The sequence below is a fragment of the Roseateles asaccharophilus genome (assembly GCF_004362405.1).
Classification (GTDB): Bacteria; Pseudomonadota; Gammaproteobacteria; order Burkholderiales; family Burkholderiaceae_C; genus Kinneretia; species Kinneretia asaccharophila.
In genome coordinates this window covers 25,314-40,183 of record NZ_SNXE01000006.1, presented here as the reverse complement: position 1 = coordinate 40,183, position 14,870 = coordinate 25,314, and the positions used below count along the sequence as shown (strand labels likewise).

The 14,870-nt window shown below is 68.9% G+C and carries 15 protein-coding genes; 6 read left to right on the top strand and 9 right to left on the bottom strand.

Annotated elements, in window-relative coordinates:
* Positions 1–12: 12 nt before the first annotated feature.
* From DFR39_RS13290 to speD, 5 genes are all read left to right on the top strand, one after another.
* On the top strand, positions 13–939 hold the full coding sequence (locus DFR39_RS13290; RefSeq protein WP_133604064.1) for a LysR family transcriptional regulator: 927 nt from the start codon (positions 13–15) through the stop codon (positions 937–939).
* Positions 940–1,002: 63 nt separating this feature from the next.
* Positions 1,003–2,397: a threonine synthase gene (thrC, locus tag DFR39_RS13285; protein WP_133604063.1), complete on the top strand. Its 1,395-nt coding sequence runs from the start codon at positions 1,003–1,005 to the stop codon at positions 2,395–2,397.
* Positions 2,390–3,616 (top strand): molybdopterin molybdotransferase MoeA, encoded by a 1,227-nt coding sequence (locus tag DFR39_RS13280; RefSeq protein WP_133604062.1) that lies wholly within the window; start codon positions 2,390–2,392, stop codon positions 3,614–3,616. Before thrC ends, DFR39_RS13280 begins: the two co-directional genes overlap by 8 nt.
* A complete protein-coding gene (locus DFR39_RS13275) occupies positions 3,613–3,864 on the top strand; it encodes a MoaD/ThiS family protein (protein ID WP_133604061.1) in 252 nt (83 codons plus the stop codon). The genes DFR39_RS13280 and DFR39_RS13275 overlap by 4 nt, the downstream gene beginning before the upstream one ends.
* A 23-nt stretch (positions 3,865–3,887) precedes the next feature.
* A complete protein-coding gene (gene speD / locus DFR39_RS13270; protein ID WP_133604060.1) occupies positions 3,888–4,259 on the top strand; it encodes an adenosylmethionine decarboxylase in 372 nt (123 codons plus the stop codon).
* Here the strand turns inward: speD and DFR39_RS13265 are convergent.
* The 3 genes from DFR39_RS13265 to DFR39_RS13255 form a co-directional block, all read right to left on the bottom strand.
* On the bottom strand, positions 4,238–5,872 hold the full coding sequence (locus DFR39_RS13265) for an FAD-dependent oxidoreductase (RefSeq protein ID WP_246030825.1): 1,635 nt from the start codon (positions 5,870–5,872) through the stop codon (positions 4,238–4,240). The two genes, speD and DFR39_RS13265, sit on opposite strands and share 22 nt — an antisense overlap.
* The gene (locus DFR39_RS13260; protein WP_133604059.1) at positions 5,854–7,425 is read right to left on the bottom strand and encodes a polyamine aminopropyltransferase; all 1,572 of its coding nucleotides are present in this window, start codon (positions 7,423–7,425) and stop codon (positions 5,854–5,856) included. Before DFR39_RS13260 ends, DFR39_RS13265 begins: the two co-directional genes overlap by 19 nt.
* Before the next feature lie 73 nt (positions 7,426–7,498).
* Positions 7,499–8,149, bottom strand: a complete 651-nt coding sequence (locus tag DFR39_RS13255) for a hypothetical protein (RefSeq protein WP_211343870.1) — start codon at positions 8,147–8,149, stop codon at positions 7,499–7,501.
* A gap of 245 nt (positions 8,150–8,394) precedes the next feature.
* On the opposite strand from DFR39_RS13255, the gene DFR39_RS13250 reads away from it, so the two are divergent.
* Positions 8,395–9,078: a nitroreductase family protein gene (locus DFR39_RS13250; RefSeq protein ID WP_211343869.1), complete on the top strand. Its 684-nt coding sequence runs from the start codon at positions 8,395–8,397 to the stop codon at positions 9,076–9,078.
* Positions 9,079–9,168: 90 nt separating this feature from the next.
* Here DFR39_RS13250 and DFR39_RS13245 read toward each other — a convergent pair whose 3' ends face one another.
* The 6 genes from DFR39_RS13245 to DFR39_RS13220 all read right to left on the bottom strand — a co-directional run bounded on the left by DFR39_RS13245 (position 9,169) and on the right by DFR39_RS13220 (position 14,761).
* Positions 9,169–9,813, bottom strand: coding sequence for a hypothetical protein (locus DFR39_RS13245; RefSeq protein ID WP_133604057.1), 645 nt, complete (start codon positions 9,811–9,813; stop codon positions 9,169–9,171).
* Between the two features lie 110 nt (positions 9,814–9,923).
* Complete coding sequence (locus DFR39_RS13240) at positions 9,924–10,145, bottom strand: DUF350 domain-containing protein (protein ID WP_133604056.1); 222 nt, start codon at positions 10,143–10,145, stop codon at positions 9,924–9,926.
* A 58-nt stretch (positions 10,146–10,203) separates the two neighbouring features.
* A complete protein-coding gene (locus DFR39_RS13235) occupies positions 10,204–11,787 on the bottom strand; it encodes a DUF4178 domain-containing protein (protein WP_133604055.1) in 1,584 nt (527 codons plus the stop codon).
* Positions 11,788–11,794: 7 nt separating this feature from the next.
* Positions 11,795–12,835 (bottom strand): SPFH domain-containing protein, encoded by a 1,041-nt coding sequence (locus tag DFR39_RS13230; protein ID WP_133604054.1) that lies wholly within the window; start codon positions 12,833–12,835, stop codon positions 11,795–11,797.
* 108 nt (positions 12,836–12,943) lie between these two features.
* Positions 12,944–14,077, bottom strand: coding sequence for an MFS transporter (locus DFR39_RS13225; RefSeq protein ID WP_133604053.1), 1,134 nt, complete (start codon positions 14,075–14,077; stop codon positions 12,944–12,946).
* A gap of 108 nt (positions 14,078–14,185) precedes the next feature.
* Positions 14,186–14,761: a GGDEF domain-containing protein gene (locus DFR39_RS13220; protein ID WP_133604052.1), complete on the bottom strand. Its 576-nt coding sequence runs from the start codon at positions 14,759–14,761 to the stop codon at positions 14,186–14,188.
* Positions 14,762–14,870: the final 109 nt, after the last annotated feature.

Below are 14,870 nucleotides of genomic sequence, written 5' to 3'. Positions count from 1 at the left end.
TTGGTTTCCGTCATGTCCAGCTCCCGCGCCGCGCTCGAGTCCCTGCGTCCCAAGCTCAAGGAGCGCCTGCCGCCGCTGAACGCGCTGCGCGCCTTCGAGGCCGCGGCGCGCAAGCTCAACTTCACCGCGGCTGCCAAGGAACTGTTCGTCACGGCCGGAGCGGTCAGCCTGCATGTCAAGCAGCTGGAGGAGTACCTCGATGTACAGCTGTTCGTGCGAGAGGCCAAGGGCTTGCGCCTGACGCCCGAGGGTGAGCGCTACCTGCCCGAGGTCAGCGAGGCCTTCAGCCGGCTGCGCCAGGCCACCCTGGGCCTGCGGGGCCGTCGCCTGGAGACGGTGCGCCTGGCGGTGCGGCCGCTCCTGTGCCATCGCTGGCTGCTGCCGCGGCTGCCGGCGCTGATGGCGGCCATGCCTTGCTGCCACTTCGAGATCGAGACCGAGCTGGATCGGGATCCCGAGCGCCAGGACCTGCTGCTGGACTATCAGCCGGGTGTGGGCGCCGAGGTCTGCAGCCGTGAGCTGTTCAGCTGCGAGGTCGTGCCGGTCTGCAGCCCTGGCTATTTGCAAAGCCTGGGCCTGGAGGCGCTGGATGCCGGCAGCGACTGGTCGAGCCTGAGGCTGCTGCATGATCGCCCCCTGCAGGGCATGACCGAGTACCCGAGCTGGGCACGCTGGCTGCAGGCCAGCCAGCTGATCGTTCCCGAGCTGCTGGGCAGTGCCAGTTTCGCCAACGGCATGATGTGCCTGGAATCGGCGCGCCTGGGCGGCGGCCTGGCCCTGGCACCGCGCCTGCTGGTGCAGGCGGAGCTCGACGCTGGCCTGCTGGTGGCGCCGTTTGCCGGCCCGGCGCCGCTGCGCCAGAGCTACTTCCTGCTGTACCGGCGCGCCGTGCTCGACCGGGCGCCGGTGCGGCAGTTGCTGGATCTCCTGGCGGCCTGACCCGATCCCCGGGGAGGTCGCGCCAGCCGTATAGACTTCGGGCTTCCATCATTGCCGGCCACCATGAAGTACATCAGCACCCGCGGGGACCACGACGAGCGACGTTTTTGCGACATCCTGCTGGAGGGCCTGGCGCCGGACGGCGGTCTCTACCTGCCCACGCAGTACCCGCAGATCGACGCCGCGACATTGCAGCGCTGGCGCGGCCTGGCCTACGCCGACCTGGCCTTCGAGATCCTGAGCCTCTATATCGACGACATCCCGGCCGAGGATCTGCGCGTCCTCGTGCGCCGCAGCTACACGGCCGAGGTCTTCGGCACGCCCGAGATCACGCCGCTCAAGACCCTGGAGCCGGGCCTGGCGCTCGAAGCCCTGTCCAACGGCCCCACGCTGGCCTTCAAGGACATGGCCATGCAGCTGCTGGGCCAGCTCTTCGAGTACGAGCTGGGTCGCCGTGGCGAGACGCTCAACATCCTGGGCGCCACCTCGGGCGATACCGGCAGCGCGGCCGAGTACGCCATGCGCGGCAAGGCCGGCGTGAATGTCTTCATGCTCAGCCCGAATGGTCGCATGAGCCCCTTCCAGCAGGCCCAGATGTTCAGCCTGCAGGACGCCAATATCCACAACCTGGCGGTCGAGGGCGTGTTCGACGACTGCCAGGACATCGTCAAGGCCGTCTCCAACGATCTGGACTTCAAGCGTCAGTACCGCATCGGCACGGTCAACTCCATCAACTGGGCGCGCCTGCTGGCCCAGGTTGTCTACTACTTCGCGGGCTACTTCCAGGCCACGAAGTCGAATGAGGAGCAGGTCAGCTTCACCGTGCCCTCGGGCAATTTCGGCAATGTCTGCGCCGGCCATGTGGCCCGCATGATGGGCCTGCCGATTGCCAAGCTGGTGGTGGCCACCAATGAGAACGATGTGCTGGACGAGTTCTTCCGCACCGGCGTCTACCGCCCGCGCGGCAGCGCCGACACGCACGAGACCTCCAGCCCCTCCATGGACATCTCCAAGGCCAGCAATTTCGAGCGCTTCATCGCCGACCTGCTGGGCCGCGACGGTGCGCGCGTGAAGGCCCTGTTCACGCAGGCGGGCGGCTTTGTGCTGAGCGCCGAGGACAAGGCCCGCATTGCCGACTTCGGCTTCAGCTCGGGCCGCTCCACCCATGCCGACCGCCTGGCCACGATCCGTCTGTGCCACCAGCAGTACGGCCAGCTGATCGACACCCACACGGCCGATGGCCTCAAGGTGGCGCTGGAGCAGCGCGAGCCCGGCACGACCATGCTGGTGCTTGAAACCGCGCTGCCGGCCAAGTTTGCGGCCACCATCCGCGAGGCCCTGGGCCTTGAGCCGCCGCGCCCCGCGGGCCTCGAGAATATCGAGGCCCTGCCCAAGCGCGTCACCGTGCTGCCGGCCGATGTGGCGCAAGTGAAGGTCTTCATCCAAGCCCATGTCTGAGTCCGCCGCTCCGCGTCCCCCGCTGCAGAGCCTGGACGAGGCGCTCGCCCGCCTGCTGGGCGCCGTGGCCCCGCTGGGCCGTGTCGAGAGCGTCTCCACCTTTGACGCCCTGGGCCGGGTGTTGGCCGCCGAGGTGGTTTCCACCCTGGACGTGCCGCCCGCCGACAACACGGCCATGGACGGCTACGCCCTGCGCGTGATCGATGCCGCCGCCGACCTGCTGCCCATCAGCCAGCGCGTGCCGGCCGGCAGCGTGCCCCAGCCCCTGCAGCCCGGCACCGCGGCGCGCATCTTCACCGGTGCGCCCATCCCGCCGGGGGCGGACTGCGTGGTGATGCAGGAGCTCTGCGAGGTCGTGGAGGGCGGCGTGCGCGTCAAGACCCCGCCCAGCCCGGGCCAGCACATCCGCCGCCGTGGCGAGGATGTGCAGCAGGGTTCCACCGTGCTGGCCGTGGGCCATAAGCTCGATGCCGCGTCCCTGGGCCTGGCCGCCTCGGTGGGCGCGGCCACGCTGCAGGTGGCCGCCCGCCCGCGCGTGGCCCTGTTCTCCACCGGCGATGAGCTGGTCATGCCCAGTGACAATCCCCAGCCGCTCAAGCCCGGCGCCATCTACAACAGCAACCGCTTCACCCTGCGTGGCCTGCTGCAGGGCCTGGGCTGCGAGGTGATCGATCTGGGCATCGTGCCCGACAGCCTGGACGCCACCCGCGCCGCGCTGCGCGAGGCGGCCGCGCGGGCGGACCTGATCATCACGTCTGGCGGCGTCTCGGTGGGCGAGGAAGACCATCTGCGCCCGGCGGTGCAGGCCGAGGGGCGGCTGGATCTGTGGCAGATTGCGATCAAGCCCGGCAAGCCCCTGGCCTTCGGCCGGGTGGGCGAGAGCTGGTTCATCGGTCTGCCTGGCAACCCGGTGGCCAGCTTCATCACCTTCTTGCTGCTGGTGCGGCCCGTGATCCTGCGTCTGCAAGGCGCCTCGGCGCTGCAGGCCAAGGGCTTCAGCCTGCGCGCCGACTTTGCCTGGCCCAAGGCCGACAAGCGGCGCGAGTTCATGCGCGTGCGGCTCAATGCGGCGGGTGGACTGGATCTCTTCGCCAATCAGGGCTCGGGCGTGCTGACCTCGGCCGTCTGGGGCGATGGCCTGGTGGACAACCCGCCCGGCCAGCTCATCGAGCCCGGCCAGATGGTGCGCTTCATTCCATTCAGCGAGCTGCTGTCATGAGCATCACCGTGCGCTACTTTGCGGCCCTGCGCGAGGCCCTGGGCGCCAGCGAGACGCTGGACTGGCAGCCGGGTCTGACCCTGGGCGCACTGCGGGATCAGCTGCTGGCGCGCGGGGAGCCGCATGCCTCCGCCCTGTCGCGCGAGCGTGCCTTGCGCTGTGCGCTGAACCAGCAGCTCAGCCATGAGCAGGCCGAGGTCGCGGATGGGGCCGAAGTGGCTTTCTTCCCGCCCGTGACCGGCGGCTGAGGCGCCAGGGGCTGGCGCATCCCATGCAAGGCCTGCACCTGGTGGCGGATCTGCGCGGCTGTCGCGCCGATCTGCCCTTGATGAGCGATGTCCAGGCCTTGCGTCAGCTGTGTCTGAAGGTCGTGGCCCATGTCGGGCTCGAGGCCGTGGGCGAGCTCTTTCACCGCTTCACACCCGCCCCGGGCGAGAGCCAGAGTGGCGTCACCGGTGTGGTGCTGCTGGCCGAATCGCATCTGGCCCTGCACACCTGGCCGGAGCTGCGGGCGGTGACCGTGGATGTGTATGTCTGCAACCTCGGCCAGGACAATGGGGCCAAGGCCCGGGCCTTGATGGATGGGCTGCTGCCGGCCTTCGAGCCGCAGACCGTGCAGGCTCAGGAGCTCTTGCGCGGCTGAGTCCGAGCGTGCTGCAGCAGGCGGCTGGCCACCTCGCAGCCCTGGGTGTAGGCCTCTTCGAACACCGAGTAGCTCGCCAGATCGCTGTGGGCAAAGTGCAGCCGCCCCCAGGCCCGTGAACGCAGGGCCGCCAGGGCGGCTGAGCCGCGCAGGCCCGGCACCGGAATCGCCATCGCATGACCCCAGCGCGCCAGGGCGATCTCGCTGACGGACTGAGGCAGGTCGGCATGGGTGCTGGCGAGCTCGGCGATCACGCGCTGGGCCCAGCTCTCCCAGCGGCCCTGCAAGAGGGCGCCGCGCTCGTGGCGGGGCAGGGCCCAGTAATGCGTGATCAGCCCCGGGCGGGGCGTGGGGTCCAGGCTCTGATGGCGCGCGTCCACATAGCCCAGGGCCTTGCTGCCGTAGACCACGCTGTCCCAGGCTTGGCCCATGCCCGGCCGGGCCAGCAGCTCGGGCACCTTGAGGCGCAGATTGCTGACCAACCAGGGGGCATAAGGTAGCAGCAGCTGCAGCTGCTGCAGGGGCTCGGGCGCCTGCTCCAGCAGGCGGCGGGCGATGAAGAGCGGCGTGGCCAGGACCAGCTGCGAGGCCTGCCAGCGCTCGGGGGCCTGGGCCTGCTCGTTCCAGGCCAGCAGCTCGACGCCGTCGCGCTGCTCGCGCACGCGCAGCACCGTGCGTGCACCGTGGATGCGCTCGCCCAGATCGGCGGCCATGCGCTGGGTGAGCCAGGCATTGCCCTCGGGCCAGGTCAGCACCGCCTCGCGCTCGGAGGGCGCATCGCCGGGCGCATGAAATCCATGCCGGCTGGCGAAGTAATGGATGCCGGCCCAGGCCGAGACCTCGCGGCTGTCGGCCCCGTAGTCATCGCGGCAGCAATAGTCCAGATACCAGCGCAGGCCGGGCTCATCCAGGCCTTGATGATCCAGCCACTGGGCAAAGCTCTGCGCGTCCAGGGCCGCGTGGCCGGCCGTCCACGGTGCGCGGTGCGAGGGCATGGCAAAGCCCAGGTCCCGCTGAGCGCGGTCGACCGCCACAGCAAAAGCGCGGTACTGGGCCAAGCGCCGCGGCTCATCTTCGTGGGGCGGCAGCAGACCCTCGTGCCAGGCGCCCTGGTAGAACAGACGCTCCTGTGGCGCATGGCAGAGATGGCGCTCCTCATAGACCGTGCGCCCCAGATGCTGGCGCGCCAGGCCCAGCTCGTGCAGCAGGCGCTGCACTTCGCGGGCCTCGCCGCCGGGCAGGGGCAGGTAGTGCGCACCCAGGGGGCAGGCCTGGCCGCCCAGGCTGTGAGCGCGGGCATTGCCGCCGGCCTGGTCTTCCAGCTCCAGCAGGGCCACGTCCACGCCGGCCTGGGCCAGCTGGCGCGCGCAGGCCAGGCCTGCGACGCCGCCCCCGACCACCAGAACCTGCGCCCGGCGCAGCGGGCCCTCGCCCCAGCGCGCCGCCTGGTCCGCCCCCCGCAGTCGATGCCCGCGCTCGGGGCTGGCGCCGACCCAGCCCCCTTGCAGCGCGGGGGGCGGTGCCTGGCAGGCCGCCAGCGGCAGGGTGCTAGCAGCCGCCAGCACAAAGCTGCGGCGTCGCAGACCCGCCCGCTTCAATGGTGCTTGCCCCATTCCGCCTCGAACTCCTGCACCAGCAGCTGGTTGGACAGCCGGTTCACGCCCGTCTCCACCCGCGCCATATCGGGGGGGAACTGCAGCATGCCCGGCAGGACCTCGGGGCTCAGATAGCGCAGGCCGGGGGGCAGCTCGCGCGGAGCCTGCCAGGGACGGCGTGAGGCGATCACAAAGCCCCACTCGCCGAAGCTGGGCACATGGGCGTGGTAGGGCGTGGTGCTCAGGCCCACGGACTCGATGGTGTTCACCACGGTCCAGAAGCTGCGCCGGGCAATCAGGGGCGAGGTGGTCTGCACCACGGCAAAGCCGCCGGCCGCCAGATGCTGGTCCACCAGCTGGTAGAAGCTGGCGGTGTAGAGCTTGCCCAGTGCGAAATTGCTGGGGTCGGGGAAGTCGATGACGATGAGGTCGAAGACCTCGCGGCTGCGCTCCAGCCAACCGAAGGCATCGGTGTTGACGATGCGCAGCTTGGGGCTTTGGAGCGCCCGCTCATTGAGGCGGGTCAGCAGGGGCAGGCTGGCGAAGAGCTGGGTCATCTGCGGGTCCAGCTCCACCAGGGTGATCTGCTCCACGGCGGGATAGCGCAGCACCTCGCGCACCGCCATGCCATCCCCCCCGCCCAGCACCAGCACCTTCTTGGGCGCGCCATGGGCGGCCATGGCCGGATGCACCAGGCTCTCGTGATAGCGGTATTCGTCGCGCGAGTGGAACTGCAGATTGCCGTTGAGAAAGAGCCGCGTGCCGGCCCGGCTCTCGGTGAGCACGATGCGCTGGTAGTCGCTGCTGCGCTTGAGCAGGATGCGCTCGCCATAAAAACGCTGCTCGGCCCAGCTGGTCAGCTGCTCGGCCTGCAGCATGGCCGTGCCCAGCAGCAGCAGGGACAGGCCGCAGGCCCAGGCATGGCTTTTGAAAGCGCGCAGCTGGCCGCGGAACAGCCACAGGGCCCAGACCGCCACCAGCACATTGAGCAGGCCGAAGAACACACCGGTGCGTATCAGCCCCAGATGCGGCACCAGCAGCAGCGGAAAAGCCACGGCCACCAGCAGGGCACCCAGATAGTCGAAGGTCAGCACCTGGGAGACCAGCTCGCGCAGGCCGTAGCGCTGGCCGAACTGGGCCTTCAGGATGCGCATGACCAGCGGGATCTCCAGACCCACCAGGGTGCCCACCAGCAGCACCAGACCGTAGAGCAGCACACGAAAGCTCGTGCTGTGCTCGGGCGGCAGCAGGCTGTGGACCATGAAGAGGGCGGCGGGCATCAGCCCCCCGATCACGCCCACCAGCAGCTCGATCTTGAGGAACTGCGCCAATAGCTGCCGCTCCACATAGCGGCTGAGCCAGGAACCCAGGCCCATGGCAAAGAGGTAGGCCCCGATGATGGTGCTGAACTGCAGGACCGAGTCGCCCAGCAGATAGCTGGCCAGGGCACCGGCCGCCAGCTCATAGACCAGACCGCAGGCGGCGATGACAAAGACACCCGCGAGCAGCAGCAGCTCGGGCAGGGAGATGGGGGCGGGAGGACTGCTGGATGTGGCGGCGGTGTCGGACATGGTGGCGGTGAGTCGGAGACTGGGCCTGTGGCCCATGCAGGGTCAGGCGCGGGGCAAGTCTATGCGCAGGCCTCTAACGTCGTGCCAGCCCGGTGTTGCGGGTAGCCAGTTGCACGGCCAGGCACAGCAGCGTGGCCAGGCCAAAGGCCAGGGGCATGTCCAGACGCGGCAGTAGCAGGGACAGGCTCACGCAGAAGGCTGCCAGGGAGTACAGCCCGGTCACCATCGCACGCAGCAGGGTGGCCGCATAGGCGCCACCCTGCGAGCGGTGGGAGAACACGGCCAGCGTGCAGCCCAGCATCGGGAAGACGGCCAGCAGGCCGCTCCAGTGGCTGCCCATCATGCCGGCCACGCCGCTCACGCCCAGGGTCAGCAGGGCCCCCGCCGCCATGCGCAGCCCCATCTCGCTGGGACGCAGGCGCATCGCCTTGTTCAGCGCTCGCGGTTGGGGGAACAGCGGCGGCGCCAGCAGCAGGGTCAGCAGGGCCAAGCCCAGGCCAAGCAGGGGGTGGGCGGGCAGGAGACTCAGCGGCGCCGCAGCGCACAGCCAAGCCAGCAGCCCCAGCCCCAGCGCAGCAGGCCAGCTGCGCCCATGCGCCGCATGGGCATAGGCCACGCTGAATGAGACCGAGGCCAGCAGACCGACCGCCGCCGTGGCCGCGGCCTTGGCAGCAAAAGCTGACCCCTGTTCGACGGCAATGAAACCCAGGATGGGGCCCGCCACCACGGGCAGCCCCGCAAGCCATCCAGCGACCGCAGGCCCCCAGCGCTGACTGGCCAGTGAGACGAGCAGAAGAAAGCTGGGTACGAGAAGGAGCTTGAGGGCGAGCACGCTCGCAAGTATCGCGCTTGTGTCGAGCGCACTTTATGGCAGGCTTCACCCCGATTGACCGACGCCGTGCCCTCGCTATGCTCCCGGCAGTTCCGAGGTTACCGCCTCGGCCCCGACCATCATTTCGCCGAAAAGCCATGCACACAATGCCTGCTCCGGCCATGGAGCCACTGACCGGCTACCGTGAACTGCCCGCCGACACCATGCTGGAGCGGGCTCGCGCCAGCTACCAGAACCTGCGGTGCCGTCGCACCGTGCGCGACTTCGACAGCCGGCCGGTTGATCGCGCCGTGATCGAACAATGCCTGCTGGCCGCCGGCACCGCGCCTTCCGGTGCGAACCAGCAGCCCTGGCACTTCGCGGTCATCACCGACCCCGAGCGCAAGTCGCAGATCCGCGCTGCCGCTGAGGAAGAAGAACGCAGCTTCTACAACGGGCGCGCGCCCGAAGAATGGTTGCGCGCGCTGGCGCCGCTGGGCACCGACGCCAACAAGCCCTTTCTGGAAGAGGCGCCGTTGCTGATCGCTATCTTTGCGCAGAAGTATGGCATCGACGCCCAGGGGGAGCGCTTCAGCCATTACTACGTGCCCGAGTCCGTGGGCATTGCCACCGGCTTTCTGATCGCCGCCCTGCACGATGCCGGCTTGGCTACCCTGACCCATACCCCCAGCCCCATGGGTTTTTTGAGCAAGCTTTGCGGCCGCCCTGAGTCCGAGAAACCCGTCATCCTGCTGGTGGTGGGGCATCCCAAGCCGGGCTGTCAGGTGCCGGTGCATGGCGGCATCAAGAAGCCGCTGGCGCAGATCAGCAGCTGGTTCTGAGATGAAAGCCAGCCCCGCGCTGCGAAATGTGCCTGAGCGCGGGGCGGCCCACCGAGTTCCCTGTTTGGCCTGGGCTGAGTCCGTGCCGAATCAGTGGGGCTGCCTGCCAGATGACGATCGGAGAGGTCTGATGGCGTTCGGGAAGACGCTTTCAAACGAGTCGCCAGCGCCGATCCGCTCAAGCTCGCTGTAAAGGCGCTCGGGCGAAATCAGCGGCTGCACCGCCAGCCTTGCCGCCTGGTAGTTCTTGCGAACATCTCCTGAAAAGAAGGCGCTGCCGCTGCGCAAGGACTTGACGTCCTGGACTTCAATGGCGCTGAGGCTGATGTTTTGCGGCAGAAACGGTGGGCGGTAGTCCACCGTCAGGGCCGCGCCTTCATCAAACCAGACCGGGATCTCCATCAGGTGGCGAAGGTAGCCGACGCGCTGCTGAATCTCGGCGTGCAGCCACTCATGTGCGATCACATCGACATTCAGTCCTTTAGGCCCGATCACGATGCATGACCGCCCCGGAAGCCTGTGCATCGAGGCAGTTTCGTTGGCTCCCCATCGCGCGGCCGAGCTCGCGCTCGATGTGATCAGCATGCGTGGCCGTGAGCGTGGCTGTCCGTAGATTGACTGGATGCGCTCATGGGCCGATGCGAGCAGCTCCTCGATGTCAGCACGTTGGTCGCCCGGGGCGTCCGGCACTTCGGGGTACAGAAATACCTGCTTGCCCAGCTGAGGGTAGTTCATCAGTGGCAGCAGTTCGCAGGCAAGGGCGTGTCGCTGCAAGAGTCCCCCCGACGCGAGCGCCAGGGTCAGGAGAGCTGCGGCGAAGAGACGAACCCGGCGCACCGCCCGCCTCACCCCTTGATCGCCGCCGCCACGATCAGGCCGATGGCAATGCACTTGGCCCCGATGACGATGGCCAGGGCCAGGTTCTTGTGCTCGACGATCTCTTCCCAGAGCTTGTAGGGCGTGAGCTTGTCGACGATGACGAAGCTGACCCAGAACACGATGACGCCGATCACCGCATACATCACCGAACCCAGCACCACGGCGGGCTTGAGCCATTCAATGTCCATCTCTGTTCTCCTCAGAAGCCGTTTGAGTGAAAGGTAGGTGCAGCGGCCATCGAGCCGCTCACTTGTGGCCGCCGCCGCCGCCGCTGTAGCCGCCATAGGAGCCGCCCCCCGAGCCGAAGCGCACGCCCGAGCCGCTGCTGCGCTGCTGGCATTGCTGGTACTCCCGGCTGCTGGCCCCATAGGCCTCACGGTAGTCATCGCAGTCGTCGCGGCTGCAGCCGCGGATCAGGGCAAAGACCAGGGCCACCATGAACAGGCCCACCACGATATTGCGCAGCAAGGTGCCGGAGTCGGCGCTCAGGCTTCTTGCATCGCGCTGCAGGGCCGCGCCGAGCTCCGGGGCCAGGGCAAAGGCCTTGTGTACCTCGGCCGCGTCCAGCGCGCGGCCATGGCTCCACACCACCTCCTGGCCGCTTTGCTCGCGGCTGAGCAGCTCGCTGCGGCTGCCGGTCTTGCACTCGTAGTCGCTGACCAGGGCGCGTTCCTCGCGCTTGACGCGCCAGTAGAACTCGCCAAGCACATGGGTGACTTTGGCGGTATAGGTCCAGCGCTTGCTGAAGGTCTTGCCCTGCCATTCGACGCGCTCCCCCTTGCCGCGCGGCGCGCCGGTGAGCGGGCGCACCAGGCTCCAGCCTTCGTCCGTGTCCACCAGAAAGGCAAAGCCTTCGGTCTTGTTGAAGAGCAGGTACTCGCGCCAGAAGCTCTGCTCATCCTCGGCGCTTTCAGGGATGTCGCAGCGCTCCAGATAGCCCACCACCTGCCAGGGCAGGGGCTTGCCGCCCGAGAGCGCCAGCAGGCCCGTGCTGCCCAGGGGGATCTGCGGCTGCATGCCCACCTGCTGGGCGTAGTGCGCCAGGCCCGCACCCAGCGCATCGCGCGAGATGTCCACCACCGACTGGCATTGCTCGCAGACGATGGACTGGCTCTTGTCCAGGCGGGGTGAGAGCGCGGCGCCGCAGCTGGGGCAGGCGCGCGCCTGGGACGCCAGGGTCTTGCTGCTGTCCTCGCGCAGGCCGCTCATGGCCAGCTCGGCCAGCCGCACCGAGCGGCCCAGCGACCAGGTCGGGACGCCGGGCTGGCTGAACTCCAGCGAGCCCACCTCGCCCTGCGCATTGCGCAGCTCGACCACCCAGAAGCTTTTCAGCAGCTCGGGCGGGTGGGGCAGCTCACCCTCGGCCGCCAGCAGGGTGGTCTCCAGCTTGGACGCCACCTGCCAGGGCTGGCCGTTGATGATGTGCTGGGCGCCGACGACGAGTTCGTCCAGGGCCGGCGCCGGCGCGCTCAGCGGGGCCTCGAAGGCGATGACGAAGGCGCCGTTGTCCTCGCTGAGCCAGGCGCTGCGCCCGCCGTCAAAGAGGATGTGCCATTCGTTCCAGCTCCCCTCGGCATAGCGCAGCTGCAGGCGGCCCAACACGCTGAAGGGGGCGCCCGCATGGCGACCGCTGGCGCCGAGCTGCAGGGGCGAGTAGTCCTCGAAGAGCTCGGCACTCAGGCCGATCTTGCGCAGGGCCTCGCCCTCGCGCACCAGGGTGGAGCGGCAATAGCTGCAGACGGCGCTGGCCGAGGCCGCGCTCGCAAAGGCCACCGGCGCGCCGCAGTTCGGACAGACCGCCTCCCAGCGGCGTTGCTGCGTGCTGCTCAAGACCGGGTCAGCCCAGCTTCTTCAGGAGCTCGGCCTTCTTGGCGGCGAATTCCTCGTCGGTCAGGATGCCCTTGGCCTTGAGATCGCCCAGCTTCTCCAGCAGGGCCATGATCTCGTCGGCGCTCTGTGCCGGTGCCATGGGCGCTGCCGCGGCAGCAGCGGCCGGTGCGAGGCCGGCCTGCAGCTGCTGGGCCAGGACCTGGCCCATGGCAAGACCTGCCCCCAGACCCATGGCATCGCCGGCCACGCCGCCGCCACCACCCTGGCCCACGCCCTCGGCCATCTTGGGCAGGGCCTGGGCGGCCTGGTACTGCATGAACTGGCCCATGTTCTGGCCGATCATGCCCATGCCGATCTTCTGGTCCAGGATCTTCTGCAGCTCCTCGGGCAGGGACACGTTCTGCAGGGTCACCGACTCCAGCTTCAGGCCCAGGGCCTCGAAAGCGGGCGCGGTGGCGGCCTGCAAGGCCTTGGCGAACTCGATCTGGTTGGCGGCCAGGTCCAGGAAGGGGATGCCGCTCTGGGCTACCGCGTCGCTGATGTGCTGCAGCATCAGGCCGCGCAGCTGACCGTCCAGGTCCTGCACCGTGTAGCGTTCGCGCGTGCCCGAGACCTCGGTGTGGAAGCGCTTGGCGTCCACGATGCGGTAGGCGTAGTTGCCGAAGGCGCGCAGGCGCACGGCGCCGAAGTCCTTGTCGCGGATGGTGACGGGCTGCTGCGTGCCCCAGCGCTGGTCCAGGCGCTGGCGGGTGCTGAAGAAGTAGACATCGCTCTTGAAGGGCGACTCGAAGAGCTTGTCCCAGTTCTTCAGATAGGTCAGCACCGGCAGGGTCTGGGTGCTGAGCTTGTACATGCCGGGGCCGAAGACATCGGCCACCTGACCCTCGTTGACGAAGACGGCGATCTGCGACTCACGCACCGTGAGCGAGGCGCCGTACTGGATCTCCATCTCGGCCATGGGGAAGCGCCAGACCAGGGTCTCCTCGTCCTGCTCCGTCCACTGCAGGATGTCGATGAACTGTTTCTTGATGAAATCCATCAGGCCCATGGCTTGTTCTCCGGGATGGCGTCGCGACCCATTCGGCCGCGGGCGCAGTATCGGTCAGTCTCGGGGGCTTGTCCCTCCCCCGGGGGTGTGTAACCGGCGCGGGCCGCGCTAGCGTCGTTTGGCGAAGACGCTGCCCGCCAGCATGGCGGCGGCCATGGCCCAGAACAGCGGCGCCACGCCCAGGGCCGCGCCCAGGGCGCCAAAGACCAGGGGCATCACGGTCTGGCTGCCGTTGATCATGGTGGTGCGCAGGCCCAGGGCCTCGGCTGCGCGACCGGCCGGCGCACTCTGATGCAGCAGGGTCAGCACCGTGGGCTGCGGGGCGCCCAGGCCCAGACCGAGCACAAAGGTGATCAGCATCAGCAGGCCCACGCTGTGCGTGAAGGGCAGGGCGGCATAGGCCAGACCCGCCAGCAGCAGGGACACGGCCAGCAGGGGCCAGGGACGCGTGCGGTGGGCGATGAAGGGCATGGCCAGGCGCACCGTGAAGGTGGCCGCGGCGAAGGAACCCATGACGATGCCGATCTGGGAGGGCGTGAGTCCGTTCTGCGCGCCATAGACCGGCACGGCGAAGTTGTAGATGTCCCAGCCCACGGTGAGTATGGCCATGGCGATGAAGAGCCGGCGCAGCTCGGGGTCGCGCAGCAGCTCCAGCACGGGGCCGGGCGCTTCGCTGCCGCGCTGCTCCTGGCGCTGGGCCTCGGGCAGCAGGCGGGCCCAGAGTGCCAGCAGGGGCAGCACGGTGAACAGGGCCAGGATCAGGAAGGCGGCGCGGTAGCCCAGGGCGTCGATGGAGACGCCGGTCAGCAGGGGCGCGATGAAGGTGGAGGTGGAGAAACCCAGGGCCACATAGCTGAAGTTGACCGTGCGCTCCTCGGGCGCGCTCATCTCGCCCACGGCGTGATAGGCCGCGACATTGATGAGCATGAAGGACAGGCCCACCAGCACGGCGGTGAAGAACAGGGTGGGCAGGCCCGGCAGCACAAAAGGCGCCAGGGTGCCCAGGCCCACGCCGGCCGTGCCCAGCAGCATGGGGCGGTTGATACCCTCGCGGTCGATCCAGCGGCCGGCGCTGACCGAGAGCAGGGCGGGCAGCAGGGCATACACGGCCATCAGCAGGCCCACCGTCAGGGCGCCCGCGCCCGGCTGTTGCAAGGCAAAGAGCGCGACCGCCATGCGGCTGCCGGCAAAAGCCACATGATTGAGCACCAGGAGGATGACGATCAGGGGCAGGGGGCGCATGGCCGTTTGATTCTAGGCAGGGCGGATCGCGACGCCCTCATGCGCACGCCGCAGCTCGCACGACTGAGTCCTGCGACGCCGCTGCCTCTTCGAGGCTTACCGCAGGCCTCAGAGCCCCGGCCAGCTGCCCGCACTCAGGCCCAGACGGCCCAGCCAGTCCGAGGGCAGGGCGCCGGCCCAGACCAGGTTGTGGTGGGGCGGCAGGCGGCGCTTGGCAAAGGTCATGCGGGTATCGGCCAGGGCCAGCAGGCTCTCGGCGCTCCAGCCGCGACCCGGCGGCGTGGCGGCCACGCCCAAGGTGGCGGTGAGCGGGGGCTGCTGGTCGAGCTGGGCCAGTGCCGCGGCGATGCGCTCGCGCAGGCGCTCGGCCAGGGCCGTGGCCTGGGCCAGCTGGCAGTCCGGCAGGATGAGCACGAACTCATCGGCGCCCAGATAGGCTAGGCGGGCCGTGGGCGGCTTGAGCTGCTCGAGCAGCAGAGCCAGCTGGGTCAGCACCTGTCGGGCGGCGGCCTCCCCGGCGCGATCCTGGTAGTCCTTGAAATGATCCAGATCCAGGGTCAGCAGGGCCAGGGCATGGCCGCTGGCGCTGGCGGCGTCGGCCGCGGCTGCCAGCGCCGGACGCAAGGCCTGCCTGTCCAGCAGACCGGGCAGGGAGGGCAGATCGGCCTGAACCACAGCGCTCATGGGCGGCTCCAACTCAAGAAATGCGATGCCCCATGCTAGGGGCGGCCGGGAGGCGACACATGCTCCATAACCCGGGGGACTGTCACGGCGCTGCCATGACCCAGCCCTA